This is a genomic window from Bordetella pseudohinzii (genome assembly GCF_000657795.2).
In the GTDB taxonomy this organism is placed as follows: domain Bacteria; phylum Pseudomonadota; class Gammaproteobacteria; order Burkholderiales; family Burkholderiaceae_B; genus Bordetella; species Bordetella pseudohinzii.
The window spans coordinates 134800-157067 of sequence record NZ_JHEP02000010.1 but is presented as its reverse complement, the minus strand read 5'-3'; the positions used below and the strand labels follow the sequence as shown (position 1 = coordinate 157067).

The 22268-nt window shown below is 64.4% G+C and carries 27 protein-coding genes and 2 other RNA genes; 4 read left to right on the top strand and 25 right to left on the bottom strand.

The genetic code is table 11. The features are described from left to right. Positions 1-2 precede the first annotated feature (2 nt). The 4 genes from L540_RS14270 to ggt form a co-directional block, all read right to left on the bottom strand. Positions 3-872, bottom strand: a complete 870-nt coding sequence (locus tag L540_RS14270) for an ABC transporter permease (RefSeq protein ID WP_043208384.1) — start codon at positions 870-872, stop codon at positions 3-5. Next, entirely contained in the window at positions 869-1813 is a 945-nt protein-coding gene (locus L540_RS14265; RefSeq protein WP_043208382.1) for an ABC transporter permease, read from the bottom strand. The genes L540_RS14270 and L540_RS14265 overlap by 4 nt, the downstream gene beginning before the upstream one ends. 69 nt (positions 1814-1882) lie before the next feature. Continuing rightward, the gene (locus L540_RS14260; protein WP_043208381.1) at positions 1883-3403 is read right to left on the bottom strand and encodes an ABC transporter substrate-binding protein; all 1521 of its coding nucleotides are present in this window, start codon (positions 3401-3403) and stop codon (positions 1883-1885) included. Positions 3404-3466: 63 nt separating this feature from the next. Further along, on the bottom strand, positions 3467-5095 hold the full coding sequence (gene ggt, locus L540_RS14255) for a gamma-glutamyltransferase (protein WP_043208378.1): 1629 nt from the start codon (positions 5093-5095) through the stop codon (positions 3467-3469). Positions 5096-5203: 108 nt separating this feature from the next. Here ggt and L540_RS14250 point away from each other — a divergent pair, with 108 nt between their 5' ends. Then, complete coding sequence (locus L540_RS14250; protein WP_043208376.1) at positions 5204-6133, top strand: LysR family transcriptional regulator; 930 nt, start codon at positions 5204-5206, stop codon at positions 6131-6133. A gap of 53 nt (positions 6134-6186) precedes the next feature. Here the strand turns inward: L540_RS14250 and L540_RS14245 are convergent, their stop codons facing one another. Genes L540_RS14245 through L540_RS14235 form a run of 3 tightly spaced genes read right to left on the bottom strand, consistent with a single transcriptional unit; the run spans position 6187 to position 9552 of the window. Then, positions 6187-6525 carry a P-II family nitrogen regulator gene (locus L540_RS14245; RefSeq protein WP_043208374.1) on the bottom strand — a complete coding sequence of 113 codons (339 nt, stop codon included), beginning with the start codon at positions 6523-6525 and terminating at the stop codon, positions 6187-6189. A gap of 36 nt (positions 6526-6561) precedes the next feature. Beyond that, positions 6562-8196 carry an NAD+ synthase gene (locus tag L540_RS14240; protein WP_043208372.1) on the bottom strand — a complete coding sequence of 545 codons (1635 nt, stop codon included), beginning with the start codon at positions 8194-8196 and terminating at the stop codon, positions 6562-6564. A 36-nt stretch (positions 8197-8232) separates the two neighbouring features. Further along, a complete protein-coding gene (locus tag L540_RS14235; RefSeq protein ID WP_043208371.1) occupies positions 8233-9552 on the bottom strand; it encodes a mechanosensitive ion channel family protein in 1320 nt (439 codons plus the stop codon). A 110-nt stretch (positions 9553-9662) separates the two neighbouring features. On the opposite strand from L540_RS14235, the gene argH reads away from it, so the two are divergent. Next, the gene (gene argH, locus L540_RS14230; RefSeq protein WP_043208369.1) at positions 9663-11075 is read left to right on the top strand and encodes an argininosuccinate lyase; all 1413 of its coding nucleotides are present in this window, start codon (positions 9663-9665) and stop codon (positions 11073-11075) included. A gap of 96 nt (positions 11076-11171) precedes the next feature. On the opposite strand, the gene L540_RS14225 is transcribed toward argH, so the two are convergent. The 18 genes from L540_RS14225 to L540_RS14150 all read right to left on the bottom strand — a co-directional run bounded on the left by L540_RS14225 (position 11172) and on the right by L540_RS14150 (position 21107). Continuing rightward, positions 11172-11774: a nitroreductase family protein gene (locus L540_RS14225; protein ID WP_043208368.1), complete on the bottom strand. Its 603-nt coding sequence runs from the start codon at positions 11772-11774 to the stop codon at positions 11172-11174. A 231-nt stretch (positions 11775-12005) separates the two neighbouring features. Next, positions 12006-12368: a Mor transcription activator family protein gene (locus tag L540_RS14220; protein WP_043208366.1), complete on the bottom strand. Its 363-nt coding sequence runs from the start codon at positions 12366-12368 to the stop codon at positions 12006-12008. 1 nt (position 12369) lies between these two features. After that, positions 12370-12960, bottom strand: a complete 591-nt coding sequence (locus L540_RS14215; RefSeq protein ID WP_068945275.1) for a gp16 family protein — start codon at positions 12958-12960, stop codon at positions 12370-12372. 4 nt (positions 12961-12964) lie between these two features. Then, on the bottom strand, positions 12965-13381 hold the full coding sequence (locus tag L540_RS14210) for a hypothetical protein (RefSeq protein WP_131726015.1): 417 nt from the start codon (positions 13379-13381) through the stop codon (positions 12965-12967). A gap of 15 nt (positions 13382-13396) precedes the next feature. Continuing rightward, positions 13397-13460, bottom strand: an RNA gene (locus tag L540_RS21575) — hammerhead ribozyme type II. Next, complete coding sequence (locus L540_RS14205) at positions 13461-13826, bottom strand: hypothetical protein (RefSeq protein ID WP_053073220.1); 366 nt, start codon at positions 13824-13826, stop codon at positions 13461-13463. A 21-nt stretch (positions 13827-13847) separates the two neighbouring features. Then, an RNA gene (locus L540_RS21570) (hammerhead ribozyme type II) lies at positions 13848-13912 on the bottom strand. A 9-nt stretch (positions 13913-13921) separates the two neighbouring features. Then, on the bottom strand, positions 13922-14203 hold the full coding sequence (locus L540_RS14200; protein ID WP_043208362.1) for an HU family DNA-binding protein: 282 nt from the start codon (positions 14201-14203) through the stop codon (positions 13922-13924). A gap of 119 nt (positions 14204-14322) precedes the next feature. Next, positions 14323-14943 (bottom strand): DUF3164 family protein, encoded by a 621-nt coding sequence (locus L540_RS14195; protein ID WP_043208360.1) that lies wholly within the window; start codon positions 14941-14943, stop codon positions 14323-14325. Next, on the bottom strand, positions 14940-15542 hold the full coding sequence (locus L540_RS14190) for a hypothetical protein (RefSeq protein ID WP_043208358.1): 603 nt from the start codon (positions 15540-15542) through the stop codon (positions 14940-14942). Before L540_RS14190 ends, L540_RS14195 begins: the two co-directional genes overlap by 4 nt. Next, positions 15542-15757: a hypothetical protein gene (locus tag L540_RS14185; RefSeq protein WP_043208355.1), complete on the bottom strand. Its 216-nt coding sequence runs from the start codon at positions 15755-15757 to the stop codon at positions 15542-15544. Before L540_RS14185 ends, L540_RS14190 begins: the two co-directional genes overlap by 1 nt. Then, positions 15751-16071 carry a hypothetical protein gene (locus L540_RS14180; RefSeq protein WP_053073219.1) on the bottom strand — a complete coding sequence of 107 codons (321 nt, stop codon included), beginning with the start codon at positions 16069-16071 and terminating at the stop codon, positions 15751-15753. Before L540_RS14180 ends, L540_RS14185 begins: the two co-directional genes overlap by 7 nt. Then, positions 16062-17246, bottom strand: a complete 1185-nt coding sequence (locus tag L540_RS14175; protein WP_043208352.1) for an ExeA family protein — start codon at positions 17244-17246, stop codon at positions 16062-16064. The genes L540_RS14180 and L540_RS14175 overlap by 10 nt, the downstream gene beginning before the upstream one ends. Positions 17247-17256: 10 nt before the next feature. After that, entirely contained in the window at positions 17257-19032 is a 1776-nt protein-coding gene (locus tag L540_RS14170) for a DDE-type integrase/transposase/recombinase (RefSeq protein WP_043208350.1), read from the bottom strand. Between the two features lie 2 nt (positions 19033-19034). Then, positions 19035-19928, bottom strand: a complete 894-nt coding sequence (locus tag L540_RS14165; protein WP_043208347.1) for a DUF3102 domain-containing protein — start codon at positions 19926-19928, stop codon at positions 19035-19037. Positions 19929-19946: 18 nt separating this feature from the next. Further along, positions 19947-20252, bottom strand: a complete 306-nt coding sequence (locus tag L540_RS14160; protein WP_043208345.1) for a helix-turn-helix domain-containing protein — start codon at positions 20250-20252, stop codon at positions 19947-19949. Continuing rightward, positions 20249-20722 carry a MerR family transcriptional regulator gene (locus L540_RS14155; protein WP_043208343.1) on the bottom strand — a complete coding sequence of 158 codons (474 nt, stop codon included), beginning with the start codon at positions 20720-20722 and terminating at the stop codon, positions 20249-20251. Before L540_RS14155 ends, L540_RS14160 begins: the two co-directional genes overlap by 4 nt. A gap of 160 nt (positions 20723-20882) precedes the next feature. Then, a complete protein-coding gene (locus L540_RS14150) occupies positions 20883-21107 on the bottom strand; it encodes a DNA-binding protein (RefSeq protein ID WP_033841483.1) in 225 nt (74 codons plus the stop codon). Positions 21108-21214: 107 nt separating this feature from the next. On the opposite strand from L540_RS14150, the gene L540_RS14145 reads away from it, so the two are divergent. Together L540_RS14145 and L540_RS14140 are read left to right on the top strand one after the other, a co-directional pair. After that, positions 21215-21649 carry a helix-turn-helix domain-containing protein gene (locus L540_RS14145; protein WP_068945274.1) on the top strand — a complete coding sequence of 145 codons (435 nt, stop codon included), beginning with the start codon at positions 21215-21217 and terminating at the stop codon, positions 21647-21649. A gap of 2 nt (positions 21650-21651) precedes the next feature. Then, positions 21652-22263 carry a hypothetical protein gene (locus L540_RS14140; protein ID WP_053073218.1) on the top strand — a complete coding sequence of 204 codons (612 nt, stop codon included), beginning with the start codon at positions 21652-21654 and terminating at the stop codon, positions 22261-22263. Positions 22264-22268: the final 5 nt, after the last annotated feature.

Below are 22268 nucleotides of genomic sequence, written 5' to 3'. Positions count from 1 at the left end.
CTTTACTTATCCTGACGCGGGTCCAGGGCGTCACGCAGACCGTCGCCCAGCAGATTGAAGCCCAGCACGGCCAGAAAGATCGCCGATCCGGGAAAGATCGACATCCACGGCGCCTGGGTCATGAAATTCTTGGCCGTATTCAGCATCGAGCCCCAGGAAGGATTGGGCGGCTGCAGCCCCAAGCCCAGAAAGGACAGGCTGGCCTCGGCGATGATGGCCGTGGCGATGGTGATGGTGGCCTGCACGATCAGGGGCGGCATCACATTGGGGAAGACATGCCGCGCGATGATGCGCAGATCCGAAGCGCCCAGGGCGCGCGCGCTCTGGACGTAGTCTTCATTGCGCACCGCCAGCACCTGGCCGCGCGTGATGCGGATGAACTTGGGCGCGGCCGACACGCCGATGGCGATCATGGCGTTGACCAGGCTCGGTCCCAGGAAGGCGGCCAGGGCGATGGCCAGGATCAGGAAGGGAATGGCCAGCAGCGCCTCGGTGGCGCGCGAGATGACGCTGTCGGTCCAGCCGCCGAAATACCCCGCGGCCAGCCCGAAGGGCACGCCCACGACCAGGGCGATCAGGACCGAGACCATGCCCGCCATGAGCGAGGCCCGGGCGCCGAAGACCATGCGGCTGAAAATATCGCGGCCCAGCTCGTCGGTGCCCAGCCAATAGGCCGCCGAGGGCGCCTTGCGGATGGTCATGAAACTGGTCTGGAAAGGGTCGTGGTTGGCGATCAGCGGCGCGAACAGCGCCAGCACGACGAAGAACAGCACGATGAAGGCGCCCACCAGGGCGACCTTGTTGCGCTTGAATTTGGCCCAGGCGCGATTGCCGGCGCGGGGCGGGACGGCCGTGACGGTGGTCGCGCTCATTGATGCCTCAGACGGGGATTGACCAGGACGTACAGGACATCGGCCAGCAGATTCATGAAGATAAAGCCCACCGCGACGCAGAGCACGACCCCCTGCACCACGGCGTAATCGCGGTTGAACACGGCATCGACGATCAGCTTGCCGAAGCCCGGGATCGTGAAGACCTGTTCGGTCAGGACGGCGCCGGCCAGCAATTCGCCGAACAGCAGCGTCACCAGGGTGATGATGGGCATGAGGGCATTGCGCAAGGCGTGGCGCAGCACCACCTTGCGGGCCGAGACGCCCTTGGCGCGCGCGGTGCGCACATAGTCGGCGCTCAGGGCCTCCAGCATGGCCGAGCGGGTATGCCGCATCAGGTAAGCGGCGATCGCCGTCGACAGCACGAAGGCCGGCATCAGCATGGTCTTGATGGACAGCCAGAAGTCCTCGGTCGGCGAGACATAGCCCGAGGCCGGCAACAGCTTCCATTGCACCGACACCAACATGATGAGGATGATGCCGAGCCAGAAATTCGGTATCGACATCCCGGACAAGGCCGCCACATTGGCGCCCATCTCGACGGCCGTGCCCTTGCGCACCGCCGCGATGATGCCCATGGGGATGCCGATGAGCATGGCGAAGGCCATGGCCATGGCGGCCAGTTGCAGCGTGACCGGCAGCTTCTGGCCGATCAGCGTGAGCACCGGGACATCGGTGCGCATGGATTTGCCCAGATCCCCCTGGACGACCTGCCCCACCCAGGCCATGTATTGCATGGGCAAGGGATCGTTCAGGCGGTATTTGTCGCGCAGGTAGTCCAGCACGGCGGGATCCCTTTCCTCGCCGGCCAGGGTCAGGACGGGATCGCCCGGCAGGATTTTTTGCAGCATGAAGACGATCATCGACACCAGGATCAGTGTCGGGATCGCCACCACCACGCGGCGCAGTATCAATTTGAACATGCTAGGAAAACCGGAAAACAAAAAAGCCGCCGGCCGGACGCGGGGACGCGCCCGGCCATCGCGGCAGGATTACTTCTGCGCCAAGCTGACGCCCTTCAGACGGATCATCCCGTCCGGATAGGCGGTGAAGCCACGCACATTCTTGCCCAGCACAAAAGGCCAAGGCTGATAGTACAGGTAGAAGTTGTGCGCGTCGTCGTGCAGCAGCTTCTGCGCCTGGTCATAGATGGCGCGCCGCTTGTCCTGGTCGGGCACGGTGCGCGCATCGGCCAGCAGCTTGTCCACCTCGGGATTGCAGTAGCGGCCGTCGTTCAGCGACCCCTTGCAGGTCACGAACTGGTAGAGATTGCCGTCCGGGTCCGCCCGGCCCGACCAACCGCGCATCATGACCTCGAAGTTGCCGGCCTGCGCCTCGTTCAGCAGCGCGGCGTACTCGGTGGGCCGCAGCTTGAGCTGGAAGCCAGCCTCGGCCGACATGGCCTGGATCATCTCGGCGATGGCCGCCGTGGTGGTGTTGTTGCCGAAGGCGAACTCGGCGCTCACCTTGTCCACGCCGGCCTCCTTGAGCAGGGCGCGGGCACGGGCCACGTCGCGCTTGGGCACGGGGAATTTATCCGTATGGTAGGGGCTGGCCGGCGGGAAAGGCTGGCTGGCCGGCTCGAAGATGCCGCCGCCCACGACCTCGTTGATGACGTTGCGGTCTATGGTCAGCTCGAAGGCATGACGCACGCGCGGATCCTTGAAGGGACTGGTCTCGGCCCGCTTGCCATTGCCCAGGTTGTAGAACACTTCCTGGAAGCCCAGGCCCGAGGCCGACATGAACTGCACGCTCTTGTCGCTTCTGACCTGCGGCGCATCGGAAGGATTCATGCGCTCCAGGATGTCCAGGCCCCCGGCGCGCAGATTGGACAGGCGCACCGTGGTATCCGGGATGGGCAGGAACACCAGGCGCGCGAAGGCGTAGCTCTTGGCGTCATAGTATTTGTCGAACTTCTCCAGCACGATGCGGTCGTTCTGCACGCGCTCGACGAATTGATACGGCCCGGAGCAGATCGGCTTGCGGCCCACGGCGGCGGGGTCGCCCTCGAAGGACTTGGGCGACAGCATCATGCCGGCGCGGTCCGACAGCTGGGCCACGAGCGTGGCGTCGGGGCGCTTCAGATGCAGCACCAGGGTCTGGGCATCGGGCGCCTCGATGCGCTCGACCGAGGCCAGTTCGCCCTTGCGCATGCTGTCCTGCAGAGTCATGGCGCGCTCGAGATTGGCCTTGGCCGCGGCGGCGTCGAACTTGCTGCCGTCGTGGAAATACGCATCATCGCGCAGCTTGAAGGTCAACGTCTTGTTGTCCTCGCTCCAGGACCAGGAGGCCGCCAGCTGCGGCACGAACTGCAGCTTGGCGTCCAGGTCCACGAGCTTGTCGCACAGCGATGTGAAGACAAGACGGCCGACGTAGGTGCGCGCGCGATGCGGATCCAGCACATCGGGATCCTCCTGCAAGCCGATGCGCAGGTCTTGCGCCACGGCGGCGGCGCCGGCCAGCGACAGCGTCGCCGCCGCCATGGCCAGGCCGAGAGGTTTCCAGGTTTTCATTGAATTATTCCCCTTGTTGACGAAAAAACGGCGCGCCCGCCGCGGGGCGCGCCCGGGCCGGCCTCAGAAACCGACGGCCTGGCCGTCGCGGCGGCTATCGCTGGCCGCCACATAGCCCAGCTCGTTGTCGCTGCCGTCCATGCGCCAGATGAACTGGCCGGCGCCGAAATCCATATAAGGATCGTCGACCGACTTCAGGGAATGGCCCATGTCCTTGAGCGCCTGCACGACGGCCGGATTCATGCTGGATTCGATATCCAGCGTGAAATCGCGGTTGACCTTCCAGCGCGGCGCGCAGCAGGCCGCCTGGGGATTCTGGTGATAGTCCAGCATGCGGATGACGGTCTGCAAATGCCCCTGCGGCTGCATATCGCCGCCCATGACGCCAAAGCTCATGACCGGCCGGCCGCCCTGGGTCAGGAAGCCCGGGATGATGGTATGGAAGGGGCGCTTGCCGCCCTCGACCACATTGGCCGACGCCGGGTCCATCGAAAAACCCACGCCGCGGTTCTGCAGGCTGATGCCCGTGCCGGGCACGACCACGCCCGAGCCAAAGCCCATGTAGTTCGACTGGATGAAGGAGATCATCATGCCGTTTTCGTCGGCGGCGGTCAGGTAGATGGTGCCGCCGGCATGCGGGCGTCCGGCCGCGAAGTGGGTCGCGCGGTCCAGCTGGATGAGCTTGGCGCGGCTGGCCAGATAGGCGTCGTCGAGCATCTGCGCCGGCGTGACTTCCATGCTGCGCGGATCGGCCACATAGCGGTAGAGATCGGCGAAGGCCAGCTTCATGGCCTCGATCTGCACATGCTGCGACTGCGCCGAATCCACCGGCATATTGGCCAGGTCGAATTTCTCGCAGATGCCCAGGGCGATCAGCGCCGCGATGCCCTGCCCGTTGGGCGGGATTTCGTTGAGTTCATAGCCGCGATAGGCCTTGCGGATGGGCTCGACCCATTGCGGACGGTAGTTGCGCAGATCCTCCAGCGTCATCGCGCCGCCGCATTCCTTGCTGAAGGCGGCGATACGCTCGGCCAGCTCGCCCTCGTAGAAATCGCGGCCGCCGCTGGCGGCGATGCGCTTGAGCGCATAGGCCGCGTCGGGGAAGCGGAAATGCTCGCCCACCTCCGGCGCCCGGCCCTTGGGCAGGAAAGCCTGGGCATAGCCGGGCTGCTCGCTGAGTTCCTGCGCGGCGGCGGCCCATTTGTGCGCCACCACGGGCGGCACGGCATAGCCGCGCTCGGCGATTTCGATGGCCGGCTCGAACAGCTGCTCGAACGGCAGCTTGCCGAACTTCTCATGCAGGGCGGACCAGCCCGCCACCGCGCCCGGCACCGTGACCGTATCCCAGCCGCGCTTGGGCTGCTTGGCCAGGCCGGCGGCGTCGGTGCCGTATTTGCGCTTGAAGTACTCGACGCTCCAGGCCGCCGGCGCCGTGCCCGAGGAATTCAGGCCGTGCAGTTTCTTGCCATCCCAGAGAATCGCGAAACAGTCGCTGCCCAGGCCGTTGGATACCGGCTCGACCAGCACGATGGTGGCCGCCGCGGCGATGGCGGCGTCCACGGCATTGCCGCCCTTGAGCAGCATGCGCAGCCCGGCCTGCGCGGCCAGCGGATGCGAAGTCGACACCACATTGCGCGCAAACAGCGGAATGCGGTGCGAAGGATAGGGATTGCTCCAGTCAAACGGTTTCATGGCACGGCTCTCGGGGGACAAACTGCTGAAATTACTCTTGTGATTTAATTAAATCAATTTGATTTTTTGATCCGTCATTAAAAGTTTTTTTGTTTATCGAGGGCCCCCATGAGCACCCTGCGCTTTATGCGGACTTTCCTGGCCGTCGCCCATCACGGCACCTTCGCCGAGGCCGCCGAACAGGTGGCCCTGACCCAGGCGGCGGTGAGCTTCCAGATGCGCTCGCTGGAGGCCGAACTGGGACGCGAACTGTTCGACCGCAGCGGCCGGCTGGCCATCCTGAATGCCGCCGGGCGCGAATTGCTGCCCGAAATCAAGCAATTGCTGGATCTGTACGAGCGCCTGCGCCTGCCCCGCCACACCAGCGACGCCCTGGCCGGCGCGGTCTCGGTGGGCGCCATCGTGTCCTGCATGGGCACGCTGTCCAAGGTGGTCACCCGCATGAAGCGCGAGCACCCCGGCCTGGATGTCCGCGTGCTGTCCGGCAAGGCCAGCGAACTGGCCAGCAAGGTGGAAGCCGGCGAGCTGGACGCCGCCCTTATCGTGGAGGCCGGCCGCAAGATGGCGTCCACCCGATGGACGCCGCTTTATGAGGAGCCCCTGGTCGTGGTGGCGCATCCGGCGGCGGCCGGCGGCGAGGACGTGCGCGAGGTGCTGCGCGCCAATCCCTTTTTGCGCTTTGACCGCACCCAGCGCACCGGCCTGCAGATCGACCGCGTGCTGCGCCGCCTGGGCGTCGCGGTCAGCGAGTTCCTGGAGCTCAACGCCATCGAGACCCTGGTGGAACTGGTGCGCCAGGAGACCGGCGTGGCCCTGCTGCCCCTGCTCAATGGCGCCAACTGGCAGGAAAGCCGGGACCTGCGCGTCCTGGCCTTGCCCGACGACCTGGGGCCCACCGCGCGCGCCATCGGCATGCTGGAGCGGCGCGAACACGCGCGCCAGGACATCACGGCGGCCATCTGCCAGCAATGCCAGCAGCGATTCGCCGTGCGCCGCGCCGCGGCCAGGCCGGCGGCGCGGGCTGATTCCGGCCGCTGATATGCAAAAAGCGCCGCGTAGGCGGCGCTTTTCGCTGGGCAGACGGGCCGGCTTCAGAGGGCTTCTTCGTCGGCCTCGCCCGTGCGGATGCGGATGGCCTGCTCGACCGGCGTCACGAAGATCTTGCCATCGCCGATCTTGCCCGTGCGGGCCGCCTTGAGGATGGCTTCGATGGCCTGCTCGACCAGATCGTCGGCCAGGACGACCTCGACGCGGATCTTGGGCAGGAAATCCACCACGTACTCCGCGCCGCGATACAGCTCGGTATGCCCCTTCTGGCGCCCGAAGCCCTTGACCTCGGTGACCGTCAGGCCGCTGACGCCGACTTCGGCCAGGGCTTCGCGCACTTCGTCGAGCTTGAACGGTTTGATGATGGCGGTAACTTGTTTCACTTTCGCAGTCCTGGAGATTGTTATGGCGTGCTGGGCTCAGGGGGATTCGCGGAATCCGTTGGTGACAGGATAGCGCCAATCCCGGCCGAATGCGCGGGGGGTGATGCGCGGCCCGGGCGGCGCCTGCCGCCGTTTGTATTCGTTGATGCGGATCAGCCGCAAGACCTGCTCGACCGCGGCCGGCGGATAGCCTTCGGCCACGATCTCGGCGGCCGAGGCATTCTGCTCCATATAGCGCACGACGATGCCGTCCAGCACGTCGTAGGGCGGCAGGCTGTCCTGGTCCTTCTGGTCGGGACGCAGCTCGGCCGAGGGCGGGCGCGTGATGATGCGCTCGGGGATGATGTCGCCCCGGGTGTTGCGCCAGGCCGCCAGACGGTAGACCAGGGTCTTGGGCACGTCCTTGATGACCGCGAAGCCGCCGGCCATGTCGCCGTACAGCGTGCAATAGCCGGTGGTCATCTCCGATTTGTTGCCGGTGGTCAGCACCAGCCGGCCGGTCTTGTTGGACAGCGCCATGAGCAAGGTGCCGCGCGCGCGCGCCTGGATGTTTTCTTCGGTGGCGTCGACCGGCAGGCCAGCGAATTGCGGCGCCAGCGCGCGCTCGAAGGCATCGACGATGGGGCCGATGACGATCTCGTCGTACTGCACGCCCAGGCGCTGCGCCATGTCGCGCGCATCGGTCAGCGAGATGTCGGCGGTATAGCGCGAGGGCATCATGACGGCGCGCACGTTTTCGGCGCCCAGGGCATCGACCGCGACGGCCAGCACCACGGCCGAATCGATGCCGCCGGACAAGCCGATGATGGCGCCCGGAAAGCCGTTTTTGCCCAGGTAGTCGCGCGTGCCCAGCACCAGCGCGTTCCAGACCTGTTCTTCTTCGCCGTAGGGCTGCACCGAGGCCTCGGGCGTGGCCGGTTCGATGCTGCCGTCGGCGTGCACGTCGACGAGGTTCACGCCCTCGGTGAAGTCGGGCAGGCGCGCCCGCAGCCGCGCCTGGCGGTCAAGGACGAAGGAGGCGCCGTCGAAGACCAGCTCGTCCTGGCCGCCGACCAGATTGGCGTAGACCAGGGCGCAGCCGGTCGCCGCCACGGTGCGCTCGGCGATCATCAGGCGCTCGGCCTGCTTGCCGACGTTGTAGGGCGAGGCATTGGGCACCAGCAGCACCTGGGCGCCGGCCTCGGCCGCGGCGCGCGCGGTCCGGTCGAACCAGATGTCTTCGCAGATATTGACGCCGAAGCGCTGCCCCTTGAGTTCGAAGACCAGGGGCCGGGTGTCGGGCGTGAAATAGCGTTGTTCGTCGAAGACCGAGTAGTTGGGCAGCTCGCGCTTGCAATACGTGCCCAGCCGCTTGCCGCCGGCCAGCAGCGTGGCGGCGTTATAGAGGCGGCCTTCGCGGCGCTCGACATGGCCCACCAGCACATGCAGGCCGGCCAGGCCGGCCAGCTCGGCGGCCAGCTTGTCGAGCTCGGCGTGCTGGCGCTCGATGAACAGCGGGCGCAGCAGCAGGTCCTCGGGCGGATAACCGGTCAGCACCAGCTCGGGTGCCACCAGGATGTCGGCCCCATGGCCATGCGCCTGGCGGGCCGCCTGCAGGACCCGTGCGGCGTTGCCTGCCAGGTCTCCCACGCAGGCATTGATTTGCGCGATTCCTACCCGGACAACGCTCATGAACGACGATTCCAATGCAATGAAGGGGATGCCAAATTATCGCATGGCGGGCCCGCCCGAGCCCGGCAGCGACAGGGCCTGCTCGCGCCGGGCTTCGTGCCAGGCGGCCTCGCGCATCTGCCCGGACAGGGCGCTGAGGTCCGACCCCGAAGGCTGCTGGTAGAGCCTCAGGCCCAGTTCGGGGAGGATAGCCAGCAGATGGTCGAAGATATCGCCCTGTATGCGCTCGTATTCGACCCAGGCGGTGATGGCCGTAAAGCAATAGATCTCGATCGGGATGCCTTCGGCCTGGGGCTCCATCATGCGCACCATCATGGCCATGTCCTGGCGCACCTCGGGGTGCTGGCGCAGATAGGCCAGCGCATAGACGCGGAAGGTGCCGATATTGGTCAGGCGCCGCCGGTTGGCCGGCACCTCGGCCAAGGGGCCCAGGTCCTGGTTGGCGCGCGCCAGATCGTCCTCCTTGGCCTGCAGATAGTCATGCAGGAGACGAAAGCGCATCAGCCGCTGCGACTCCTCGCCATCCAGGAAGCGCACCGAGGCCGCGTCGATGCGCAGGGTGCGCTTGATGCGGCGGCCGCCCGACTCGAACATCTGGCGGTAATTGCGGTAGCTTTCGGAGAAAAGCTTGTAGGTCGGCACGGTGGTGACCGTGTTGTCCCAGTTCTGGACCTTGACCGTATGCAGGGCGATGTCCTTGACGAAGCCGTCGGCATTGGCCTGGGGCATTTCGATCCAGTCGCCGATGCGCAGCATATCGTTGGAGGTCAGCTGCGTGCTGGCCACCAGCGACAGCAGCGTGTCCTTGAACACCAGCAGCAGCACGGCCGACAAGGCGCCCAGCCCGGAGATCATCCACAAGGGCGAGCGATCCATCAGGATGGACAGCACCAGCACGACGCAGATGGCCATCATGATGAGCTTGGTGATCTGGATATAGCCCTTGATCGAGCGGGTCTGGGCGCGCGTGGTGGCCGAATAGGTGTCCTGCCAGGCGCTGAGCACGCCGCTGAAGGCCACGAACACGCAGATCCAGGCGCCGGCATGGGCCAGGCGCCCGACCACCGTGACGGCGCGCTCGGCATGGGGCACCAGATCGATGCCCATCGACACCACGGCAAAAGGCACGGCGTACCAGAGATTCTGGTAGGCGCGGCGCCGCTGCAGGGCCTGGTCCCAGTCTTCGCGGCCGGAGGCGCGCAGCAGGCGGTGGGCGAAATACAGCACCAGGCGGGCCACCACCCATTGGGCGAAAAGCGCCGCCAGCGCCAGCGCGGCCACGCCCACCAGGGTCTGCGCCCAGGGCTGGGTCGGGGTGTAGTGGTCCAGGGTCGCGGCCACGGTCTGCCACTGCATCGTCAAAGCTTGCTCCTTGCGTCGGGGTCCATCCGGCCTCATTATCCAATATCGCGGCCCGGGGCGGCGGCGCGCCAGTATGCCTGCCAGGCCCTATAATTCCGGGCATCATGGCAAATACTCCTTCCCAACAAGACCAGTTCGCCAACAAGGCGCAAGCCTGGTCCGCGCGGTTCTCCGAACCCGTCTCCGATCTCGTCAAGCGCTACACCGCCTCGGTGGATTTCGACAAGCGCCTGGCGCGCCACGACATCCGCGGCTCGCTGGCCCACGCCGACATGCTGGCCGCCCAGGGCATTATTTCCGCCCAGGACCTGGCCGACATCCAGCGCGGCATGCGGCAGATCCTCTCGGAAATCGACGCCGGCAGCTTCCAGTGGCTGCTCGACCTCGAAGACGTCCACCTGAATATCGAAAAACGCCTGGTCGAGCTCGTCGGCGACGCGGGCAAGCGCCTGCACACCGGCCGTTCGCGCAATGACCAGGTCGCCACCGACATCCGCCTGTGGCTGCGCGACGAAATCGACACCCTGATCGGCCTGCTGCGCCAGCTGCGCCACGCCCTGGCCACGGTGGCCCTGGACAACGCCGCCACCATCATGCCGGGCTTCACCCATTTGCAGGTGGCCCAGCCGGTCACCTTCGGCCACCACCTGCTCGCCTACGCCGAGATGTTCGGCCGCGACGCCGAGCGCCTGGCCGATTGCCGCAAGCGGGTCAACCGGCTGCCGCTGGGCGCGGCCGCCCTGGCCGGCACCTCCTACCCCATCGACCGCGAGCGCGTGGCCCGCAGCCTGGATTTCGAGGGCGTGTGCCGCAACTCGCTCGATGCCGTATCCGACCGCGACTTCGCCATCGAGTTCTGCGCCGCCGCCGCCCTCATCATGACGCACGTCTCGCGCCTGTCCGAGGAGCTGGTGCTGTGGATGAGCCCGCGCGTGGGCTTCATCGACCTGGCCGATCGCTTCTGCACCGGCAGCTCCATCATGCCGCAGAAGAAAAACCCCGACGTGCCCGAGCTGGCGCGCGGCAAGACCGGCCGCGTCAACGGCCATCTGGTCGCCCTGCTGACCCTGATGAAGGGCCAGCCCCTGGCCTACAACAAGGACAACCAGGAAGACAAGGAAGGCCTGTTCGACACGGCCGATACCCTGCGCGACACGCTGACCATCTTCGCCGACATGGCCGGCGGCATCAAGGTCAAGCCCGAGAACATGCGCGCCGCCGCGCTGCAAGGCTTTGCCACCGCCACCGACCTGGCCGACTACCTGGTCAAGCGCGGCCTGCCCTTCCGCGACGCCCATGAAGTCGTCGCCCATGCCGTGCGCGACTGCGAACAGCGCGGCTGCGACCTGGCCGACCTGACGCTGGAAGAGCTCAAGGCCTACCATCCGTCCATCGAGGCCGACATCCACGAGGTGCTGACCCTGGAAGGCTCGGTGGCCGCGCGCAAGCACATTGGCGGCACCGCCCCCGAGCGCGTGCGCATCGAAGCCCAGCGCGTGATCGACGAAACCGCCTGACCGGCGCGGCGCGCCCCAAGGCACAAAGGGCCCTTCAGGGGCCCTTTGTCATGGGCGCTTTCCGGCCGTCAGCTGGAAAACGCGGCGGCGCGCGCCTTATTTGACCGCTGCCTCGGCGCCCGTCCATTCGGTCAGGAAGTCGCGGAAATCCGGGCGGTTGGCCGGCGGCACGGCGCAGGCCGGCGTGCCGATGGCCAGATAGCCCAGGAAGCGGTACTCCAGGGGATCCAGGCCCAGGATCTCCTGGACCTCTTCGACATAGGTGCCCAGCCCCGTGCTCCAGAAAGCGCCGTAGCCCAGCATATGGGTGGCGTTGAGGATGTTCATCACGGCCGCGCCGGCGGCCAGCACCTGCTCCTGCTCGCGCACTTTGGAGTTGTGGTCGATCTTGGCCGCCAGGGCCAGGAACAGCGGCACCTCGGCCATCCAGGCGCGCACGGATTTTTCTTTCTCGGGCGTCATGCGCGGATCGCCGCTGCGCTTGACGGCATCCAGCGCCGCGTCGGCGAAGCGGCCGATGGCCTCGCCCTGGATGCGCACGAAACGCCAGGGGCGCAGCGCCCCGTGATCGGGCGCGCTCATGGCGGCTTGCAGGATCTGCGCGAGCTCATCGGGCTTGGGCGCGGGCGCGCGCAGGAATTTCATGGAACGGCGCGTATTGAGCGCGTGCAGGGCGGGATTGGCGGTGGCTTCGGTCATGATGTTCGGATAAGTGCAGGCCGCGGCCAGGATAGCAGGCCGCGGCGCCCCGGCACAGAAGCCGGAGCCAATTAATGAGAAACATTCTTATTATAGGCCACGCCTGAAGAGAAGTGAGATAACTACAGGGGAAAGACTGAGATAAATCCGGGATTTGGTCGGAAATTCCGGGATTTAGTTGGACAGCTTGGAAAAAGAGTTGCGAATCATGAAAAATGGGCAGCGCTGATGTTACGGCAGGTCGTCGAACAGCCGGCCCTGGTTTTGGGCCACCAGCCGCTTCATGACGCGCTCGATGACCTTGCGTGTACCCCGTTCGGTCATGCCCCATTTGCGTGCTGTGACCGAGAAGTCGCCACGATGGCTGCGGTACATCTCAAGGTCTCGCGTGGCCAGCTTAAACTGAAAGTCTTTGGGGATCAGGACGTATTGCCCTCCCCAATGATCGGCTAGGAAGTCCGCCACGGCAGCCGCCGCCTGGTCGGCGATCTCAGGAGGCAGGCCCAGGTCCCTCAGAAGGGTTTCCACGTGTGTCACGAGGTCCGAAAACAGTTCGTGACGGACCAGACTCATGCGGCTATTCGGGCGTTCCATCCTATTCTCCTGCTGCGGAAACCTGGCTCAAGAGCGTCCAGGCCTTCAACATCGGGTCAAAGGTTTGGCGAGCAAATGCTTGGCTCAACGTGACGCGCAGCGCAGCTTGGTTGACTGGGTCCAAGCTGCTGATGCGCGGCCCGAGGGCTTCCACCATCGCACTCACCCGCGCCGGTAGGAACCGCAGCGCCCACTTTTTCAGGCCCTCAATCACCCGTTCGGCCTGTTGGCCGTTGATCCACTGCAGGGCATCAACGCCGGTCATGCGCTTGATGTAGGCGCCCAGGGCCTCCTCGGAGGAGTTCTGGATGGCACCCAGGTCGCGCAGCAGTATCCAAAGCGCGCGAATCTTGCGGCTTTCTGCCTGCAGGTCCAAGGGGCGGCTCGGCTTCGGGTTCAGCCGAACCTTGAAGCCGCAGCGCTTCATATGCAACATGACCGCATCCAGCTCGGCCACGGACATCCCGGAGGTCGAGCGCTTGCCCGTGGCCGCGTGCAGGGCTTCGCGGTAGGAATCGTCGTCCATGCCCAGCTCGCGCTTGGCCACGTGGACAAGCCGCTTCAGCCGGGCGATTGGAGAGGTTGCAGCCATGTGCTTACTTGTCGACGCCGGCCATGATCTGGTCGACGTTGATCCGATCCAGGTACTGCACTAGGTGCCGAGTTTGGCCGGCATTCAACCGTATCGATTTGCGGCCAACTTCCAGGACCAAGTCGCCATTGGTGAATAGAGCGGCCACCAAGCCTTCGGCCGTCGCGCGTGGCGCGGCCGTGCGAACCTGGCGCGGCACGGTGATATCGCGGTCCCCAGCTGGCTCTTGGTCTACGGGATAGAAAGCAGCCACCCAGCGGCCGCTGGGCGCTTGCACCCGCTCAGCGCGCACCATGCCCTTCTGGACCGCACTGGCCAGGATGGCAGTGGCGCCACTGACGCTAAGCTCATCTTCGATTTCGATGGAACGGATGCCGGGGCGCGCGCGCACCAGTTCCAGGGCCTGTTCAGTTCTCGACACGATCATCTCCTATTGTTGGCGCTGCTCATCAGTACCCAGCCACGACGGTGGGCAGACCGCCTCATGGGCGGTTTCGCTTCTAACAATTCGGGCATGCCGCATCGGCGGCTTGCTGGCCGGAATTGAGCCGCAGAATCCGGCTCTTCAAGGCCGCCAGGGCAGCTTCCACATGCCGCAAAGCATCGGCGTTCTCCTGGCACGGAAACGCTCCGTCCTGGAACCCACGCAGGCGGTCGGCCAGGACGGCCAGCAGGACCTCCATGGTGATGCCAGTGGGGCCGACCTGGTTGGGGTCGCCATTCTGAAAAATGATGTCGGTATCAGGCACGCCAGGCACTTCGATGACGTAGTGATACGCCGCACCGCCAGCAGTGCGCTCATCGTTGACGTGGACGTCGAGCAGCTCGTTGAAGCTGTCGACCTTATGTTCGTGGATCTTCCGCATGCTCAGCCTCGAAAGTTGTTGACATGGTTGCTCATCAGTGCCCGGCCACCACGCCCGGCAGACCGCCCCGGAGGGCGGTTTCGCACGAAAGAAAATCAGGCGTTGACCTGGTCCTTCAGGGTCTTGGAGGCGCTGAACTTGACGCCCACGGAGGCGGAAATTTCGATGGATTCGCCCGTTTGCGGATTGCGGCCGGTGCGTGCCTCGCGTTGCGAGGTCGAGAACTTGCCGACGCCCGGCAGGGTGAACTCCTCGCCCGCGACCAGCTGCTCGCTGATGGTCGCAGCCAGGGTGTCCACCATGTTTTCGGTGTCCTTGCGGGAGAAGCCGGTCTCGTCGGATAGCTTGGCGATGAGGTCTTTCTTGGTGAGACTCATGTGATCAGTTTCCTGTAAAAGTTGAATGTTGCCGGGGCCATCCCCCTACCCGGCGTCGGGTCCTGAACCGCGCACGTTTGCCCGCGTGCGCCTGCCGATGGCTGGCAGTAGGCCGGGTCCTAAACGTTTGCCACGCCCAGCGGGATCTGCTCGTAGCGGTCGGTCAGGCCAACGCGCTCGTACACGCGGATGTACGATTTGCTTCCTGCCGGCATGGTGGAATCGCTGATGGCCTGCATGGCTTGAGCCCAGCGCTCATCAGTGGATTGGATGCGGCGCAGCGCCAGCACTCGGTCGGTGTTGATGTTGCCGGCCTTGTCGACTTCGAAGGCACGGTCGATGATGGCCTTCAGCTCCGGCCGAGCGTCGGCCGTCCAGTCGGCCAGGCACTGGTCGATTAGCGCTTTGGCGACCTGCAGGCGCTCATCGAACACCAGCGTTTCGTCCATGGCACGGATGAGCTTGTAGCGCTGATCAAACGAATACAAGGTCAGATTGCCTTTACGGCCACCCAGCGATACGCCGTACTGCTCGGCCGATAGGTCGACAAAAGCTGCGATGTCATTGAAGGCATGGCCCTTGAACTCGGCCAAGCGTTGGGATTCCTCCCTCGCCCGCTCGGCGATCTTGACGACCAGGTCATCACGCAGGAGGTCAATCGGTTTGATCGCATCCAGCGGCGTCAGGCGACCTTGGCCGTCTGCCTTGTAGCCAGGGGGAACGGTACGGGTATTGCTCATGACGATTCCTTGGGGTGGGGGTTGGGACTTGCGACAAGCTTCTTGGAGCCAGCAGCGGCCAGCAGTTCTGCGCGGACATCGGCCGGCATAGGCTGACGCGGCTGCGCCGTGGTAACGGCTTGGGCGGCCCGTTCTGGGGCCATACCGACGCCGGAAACGCCTGCACGCTGCTGCTCGACCACGGCTTCGCGCTTGGCGTCATCCTTGCTGGCCAGGCCAGCGACGATTTCCAGCAGGTAGCCATGGGTGCCCAGCGGACGGCGCAGCGCCCCGGAATGCCCGCGCGCCACGACTTCCTCCAGCCCCTGACGCCAGTACGCCAATGGGGCCGGCCAGGTGCGCCTATTGCGGCAGACCTCTCCGGAGCGAATCATCGGCACCACCTCGCCCAACAAGGCTGCGATTCGCTCGTAGCGCATCGCAGTCTTCTCGGGCGCGAACAGGCCGATGTAGCTCATCAGCGGCCGCAGCAGCTTGGCCGCTTCGGGGTGGACTTCGATCAACTGCAGGATCGCCTCCCGGACGGCCTCGTTGGCGAATACCGTCTCGACCGTTAGCGGGTTGCGGCATGCTGGGCAGTGGAAGGTTGGCAGCGGCATCAGACCACCTCCAGCGCCTTGGCCGTACCACCGGCGCGAACGTGGCCGGCCGTAGCCGTGCGCGCCGGCGCGGCCTCGGCGCCATCGGCACACTTGCGGCACTGGAGCATGCAGGGGTTAGCCGACGCCACCACGTCGAAGTCCGCGCACATTGCTGCGCACGTCCAGCACGTCAGAAAGCCCTTGAAGGTGGGCTGGATGCGAGGTTTCAGCATGATATGCCTCTCACGATGATTCGAACGCCCTGGAAAAGGCCCGTAATCCGGCCCGTAGCAACCAGGCGGGTCGAGGCATCGCACTGATTGAGAAGCCGCTCTACGGGCTGCTGGTTGAGGTCGACGAGCAGCACCGGCTTGCCGCCGTCGTTCGGCGCGGCGTCCTCTTCAACCACGCGGTATCCCATGGCGCGCACAGCGCGTGCTGCCGCATTGCATTCAGCCAAGCGGCCGACCAAGTCGTGCGTGAGAATCCGCGGCTGATGAAAGACGCTGGAGACGGCCTGGATGTCATCGGTGGCGATCAGTTCCATTTCGCCTCCATGACGATGTCGGCGCTGACGGCGGGAGCACCGTTTTCCGCCGCCAGGTTCATGGCAGCGGTGAGCAGGTTGTGGACGGCCAACGGGTACAGGAATGACCGTTCTTCATGGCCACGCGGCGCCTCGGGCTGCAGGCGGCTACGAATAGCCTGCAGGCCATCCAACGTGACTACCTGGTCCAGCTGCACGCTGAAACGCGCGAAGCGGAACTTGAGGTAATCCTCCAGGTACTGCCCCAGGGGCGGCAGCGTGATCAGCTCGCAGCGCTGCACCACTTCCCGGACGGTGGCGTTCTTGGGGTTGAGCTTCACGGTCAGCTCGGTCTGTCCGATCAGGATGACGGACAGCAGGCGCGTGAAACCATCTTCCAGTTCGATAAATCGCTTGAGGTGACGCAGCGTGGCCAGCGGCATGGCATGGGCCTCTTCGATCAAAACAACGTGGCGCATGCCGGTTCGATAGGATTCCTTGAGCGCTTTCTCGACCTGGCGGAAGCGCGCCTCCGAGCTGGTCTTGAGCACTTCATGTGGCGCCACTGCTGACATGATGGCTTCGGCGATATGGGCCGCTTTCAACGTCTTGCCCTTCTCGTCGTTGTCCTCCATGGCCACGACGTAGGGGCGAATGACTTGGACCTGGATGCTCTCGCGCTCGATACGCTCCTGCAGATCGCGCCGCATTGTCGTCTTACCCGAGCCGGACTCGCCGACCACCGCCAGAAAGCCGCCGCGCTTGGCGGCATCAAGCATCGCCGCCCTGGTGAATCGGATGTGCTCGTTCTGGTAGAACTCTTCGACACTGGCGACCTCTTCGAATGGGTCACCCGGAAGTTTGAAATGCCGCCGGGTGTTGGGGTGTAGAATCTGTTTGCGAATCGACATTGCTTCATCCTCCATGCCGCCCGTGGGCGTGCGGGAACCGGACTCCGACGCGTTGCCGCGCGTCGGGGTCCACTCTTCAAATGCGGTAGCGACCTGATCATCAGTCGCGCCGCGCTCCTTCAAGAACTTCAAGATGCGTTCACGCAGCCCCCAGCGCGCTGCCTGTTTGGGCCAAACGCTGTGGTTCAGCAGTTGCGAAATCGTGGGCTGGCTATAGGACATCTTCTCGGCCAGCTCAGCCTGCTCGACGTGCAGGTCCGCCAAGATTCTTTTGAGCTTTAACATCGCCCCTCCTTTAGGCGACGCGCAGCGTGCGCGTGGGTGCTTGGGCCGGCCGCATTGCGGCGGAAAGTTCGGCGGCGACCTGATCGAGGTCGTCGGCCGGAATGCCCTCGGGATAGCGGCCCTGCAGCCAGCTGTAATGCGCGCTCGACCAGTCAGGGAATCGACCCTTGAGCTGCTTGGCAGCCTGGATGTGGGTCAGCGGCGGCAGCTGCACGATTGGCGCTGTCAACTCATGAGCCGTGCCTCGGCGCGGCATTGCGCTGGGGACCTGGGCGTCGTCGATGTGTTTGAAGGGGTCGATCTGCCCGCCGAATGGGACGGCCTTGGCCTTGCGCGCCGCAGCAGCCTGTTCCAGGTTGTGGGCGCCAGTGGCAAGCAGTTCCAGTTCCTTGAGATTGCTCTGCACGGGCGTGTCGGCATGGCGCTGGTAGGATTCCCCGATAACCGGCGCTTCAGCCACCTGGCCGAACTCGTCGAGAACGACGCGCTCCAGGATGTGGTAGACGACGTGGCCGTCTTTGCCGGCTCCGATGGCGTTGATGCTGTCGTCCCGCCAGGGGTTGCGGCACACCATCAGCTTCTCGCCCACGCAGACGCCTGGGACATTGGCCGCGTTGTATTCGGCCCCTTCGAAGTTCACCCGCAGCATGGTTGTCACCACGCGCGAGACCGGATCGGACAGAGCCAGTTCGCGCATGACCTCGGCCGAGGGCGGAATGATGAGCTGGTCTGACGTGATGTGTAGCCAGGCTGCATCGCGCGTCATGCCATGCCGTGTATGGATATGGCTGCCGTTGAACCAGCGGCGCCACCGGGCGCATAGCGCGTTGATTTTCTCCAGCGTGTCGACCTGGTCCAAGGCCAGCAGCTTCAGCGTGGACTCGAACGAGCGCTCGACCAGATCCTGGGCCTTTTCGACCTGGCCCTTTGCGCGAGGGTTGCCTGGCTGGTTGATCTGCACACGCACGCGCAGCGCCTGGCACAGGTTGCGGAAGATGGCGCCCGTGTTCGCGCTGCCCGGGTCCAGCATCACCATCGCGGGCACGCCATACATCGCCTCGCCAACGCGCTGGCACATCGCGCGGATGAACACGTCGGCTAGGTTCTCGCCGGTCTCGCCGCCGGTGACGTAGTCGGCGTAGGTTGCGCTGCTGGTGTGGTCGGTGATGACGTAGCGCCACAGCGCGTCGTTCACCGCCTTGACCAGGTTGGCAGGCTTGTTCTTGTAGAACTCACGATGATCGGCGATACGCAGCCCATTGTCCTTGCCTTGGCGCGCCAGGTAGTACAGCACGCACCGCGATGCGTCGATCTGCCAGACATGGTTGGGGTACAGGCTGCGCATGCTGGTGGCCGGCGCAGGCGCAAGCAGCTGGCCGGGATGCAGGCGATACTGGCGCAGCGCCCGCAGAATGGCGGAATCGGAAAGCGCGGCGACTTCGCCGGAGACGGCATCCACGCGCGTGGCGTCGATCAAGCCATTGGCCCGCAGCATGGCAACAGCATCGGATACGCTCTTGAGCTGCTTGCCGTTCTTGCGCATATGCTCCATCAGAACGGCGGAGATCAGCTTGGCGTCGTCCAGCGAGAGGGCCATTTGGCCGGCATCACTGCGGCGCTTGCGCGGCTCGGTCACGACGATCTCCTTCAGCCGGCGATGCAGTGTTGCGCGGGCGATGCCAAGGCGCTGGCAGGCGCTGTCCAAAATCTCACCCTTGCATCCATGTGGGGCCGCGCGCCACACTTGGGCCACGGCCGACAGTTCTTCGGTCAGGACCGCGCCCATGGTTATTCCCCATTCACCCAGGCGGGCGTGTCTTCGGATACCGCAACCTCGGCCAGGCCGAACTCGGCATGCAGGTCGGCGAGAGCCTGGCGGACAGTCGCCAGCGAGGCAGCGATGAAGGTGTTGTGCGAGGTGTCGGCCTGGCCGGCTTCGGCCGCATGCTGCTGCAGCTTTTCGATACCGTCCTTCAGGGCCTGACGGATGCTATGTTCCACGGCGTGCGCTTCGGCGGTGAACTCGCGGCGCAGCTGCTCTGCCTGCTCGTCCGGGGATGTCGCCTTGATCCGCCGCTTCAAGCTGCTCAGGTCGGCCTGCATCTTGTCCAGCTTGGTGTTCTTGTCGGCCAGCAGCTGGTCTTTCGCCTTGCCCTCGTCGCGGGCTTCGCGCAGCGCGGCCTTCAGCTCCCGCGACGTCATCGTGTCGATCTCGTCCAAGGTCAGGCCAGCGATGGTGCCCCCGTCAGCCAGGGCCGCGAGGTCTTCGTCCGACTCCGTCACCAGCTCCAGGAGCTTGGTCTTGCCCAAAAGCGAAAGCGCTTTCGCTTTTGACTCCAGTTGGGGCGAGAGGTACTTCAGTGCGGCCCGCATCATGTGTTGGGCGACCCGGGCACCAATTCCAAGCTGATCCTCGACGATCTGGATGAAATCTCCATGCGGCTCGTGTTCCTTCATGAGGATCAACCGCTTGCCGGCCTCCAGCATCGCCTCGGCGGACTGCGCCATATAGAACCTGGCCTCGTTGACCAGGCGGGCGCGCTCGTACGGCAAGCCGTCGCCGAATTGCTGAAGTACCAAGGCGCTGCGTTCCGCAGCAGCCGCCTGTGCGGCGACCAGGGCGTCGCCATCGATTTGCGGTTCGATGCCGTCTTTGGCGAGGATGTTCTTTGTGCGTGCCATTTGGCGCTTTCTCCTTGGTTACTGGACTCCAGCGGCAATACGCTGGTTGACTTCGGCCATGCGGGTCGTTAGCTGGTCACAGTGATTGGCGTGCGCCTGGGCGATCTGCAGCGTGGCGATGCCATGGGCATAGCGGCCGGTCTCGTACTTGACGACCAGGCCCTCAGCCATCAGGGTGGCCAGCGCGCGCGTGACATTGGCCGGGGATTCCGACGCCCGTTGGGCGATCTCCTGATTGGACAGGCCAGTTAGCGTGTGACCACGCAGGGCCTTCCAGATGCGCAGGACACGCTGCGCGGACGAGCAAACGGCGGTGCGACTCATTGCGGGGCTCCGAAGTCAAGCTGGGGGGTTTCGTGTTGCAGGACGTTCTGGCGATGCCAGGCCAAGCCTTCCAGACCGCGCTGGACGACGGCCAGAACGTCCTCTGATGCGGCGCTACCGTCGTAGAAGCCGAGGAGCTTGCCGACCGTGTCATGCAGAACCGCCTGCAGCGTGTGCATTTCCTGAGTGGTGGCGGCCTTGCCCGCAGGGATGTCGATGACGAGCTTGCCGGTCGAGGTAGCCAGCCAGCGGGACACAAACGTGCAGCCGCATGCGTGCTCGTAGGGGGGGATCATGTTGGCCGGCATGCGGCCGGTGGCCAGCCATTTGTAGAGAACGTCATGGCTGACGCCCATCAGGTCGGCGATGCGCTCGACCGAGAAATTGCGCTTCTCGCGGGCGAAATCCTTGGCCAGGCGCAAGGCATCCAGCAGGCTCGTCGGGTAGACCGACTTCCAATTTCGGCGCATTTCTAGAAATCCCCAATGCAAATTAGGGAAAGCTGCGTCCAAACAAAGTCGGTTTTTTGCCCTTCACAAAAGCTTTTCTGCCTGCATAATGCGGGTAGTGTGAATAACTCGGAGGCACCGACTAGGGGACCAGCGACGACGAACGAAGGCATAAGGCCGGTCATGCAGCGATAGGCTGGCGGACCAGCTCGCCCTCTTTCAGGCCGAGAGTCACGGCGATGTTGTGCGATTCGCCGAAGCGGCATTTGCGCTTCGGGTTCGCGTCGTCGTCGTTGATGATGGCGTACAGCAGATTGGCATTGAAGTTGTGCCGCCGGGCTATGGCGGACAACGGAATGCCCTTGCGTTGCAGCTCCTCGCGGACTTGCTTGCGGGTTTTGGTCATGGTGATACGTCCCGGTTTGTGTGAACTGGTACGGCGTGGTGTTAACTGGTGCGATGTGATTATGGTATTCGAATGAATACCTGTCAAGTCGCATTTGGAGGATTCTTTTGGATATCGGCGACCGTCTTCGTGAGGAACGAGAGCGGCTAAGCCTTAGCCAAGCGGCCCTTGGCGAGGTAGGGGGCGTTCGAAAGTTGGCGCAGATCAACTACGAAAAAGGCGTGCGCTCGCCGGATACCGCCTATCTGGCGGCCGTGGCCCGCATCGGCATTGACGTTGGCTACGTCATTACGGGCCACCGAGGAGCTGCTGCGCCATCATTGACAGCAGACGAGCTGGTGTTGCTTCAGCACTATCGGGATGCGCCGCCGCAGGTAAGAAATTCGGCGCTCGCGGTTTTATTGTCAGGTGGCCACGCGCCATCGGTGCCCATGCCATCCAAGCGTGTGAAACAGGTTTTCCACGGCCAGGTGGGTCAGTATGTCGACGCTCCACAAGAGGGTACGACCATCAATATGGGCGGCAGCAAGAGGAAGAAATAACAGTGGAGACTCAGATTTTTCGTGGCCAGGTCGGTCAGGTCACGGCAGGAGACATCGTCAATTTCAACTTCGTCAAGCCGGAAGCGGATTCAAACCCTGGTGCTGATTTAGTCCCTGCGCAGCGAAGAGCCCTCAACGACCTGGTGCGCACGATCACAGAGGAGTTTGACGATGAGCCGTGGGACGTATGGCGAATCGTTCACGCGAAGCTTGGCGTTAAAAGCGTCCAAGACCTAACCCGAGCGCAATTCGATCTGGCTGAGCAGGTTCTAAAGGATCACCTGACTGGACGACGCGAAGAAAGCCTATTGCGCGGCTTGGTTTCCAAGGTGCTACGCGTCTCCTCGGAGAAAGATAACCGGGCCGAAGTAGAGCTATTCTGCAGCCGCAACTTCGGCACCAGCCAGTTCAAGCTGCTCACGCGGGAACAATTGCAAGCCACCCTGGGCTTTGCACACGACTGGGCTCCTCCGAAATCAGCCTACGAGCACGAGCCTCCAGCCACACACCCCGCCAAGATGGCGCCATCACCGCTGCCAGCGGAGCGGCGCTTTACATGGCATTGGTTGGCGGTCACACTTCTTCTTGGATTCATCTTGGGCCGGTTTTTTTAGCTGGC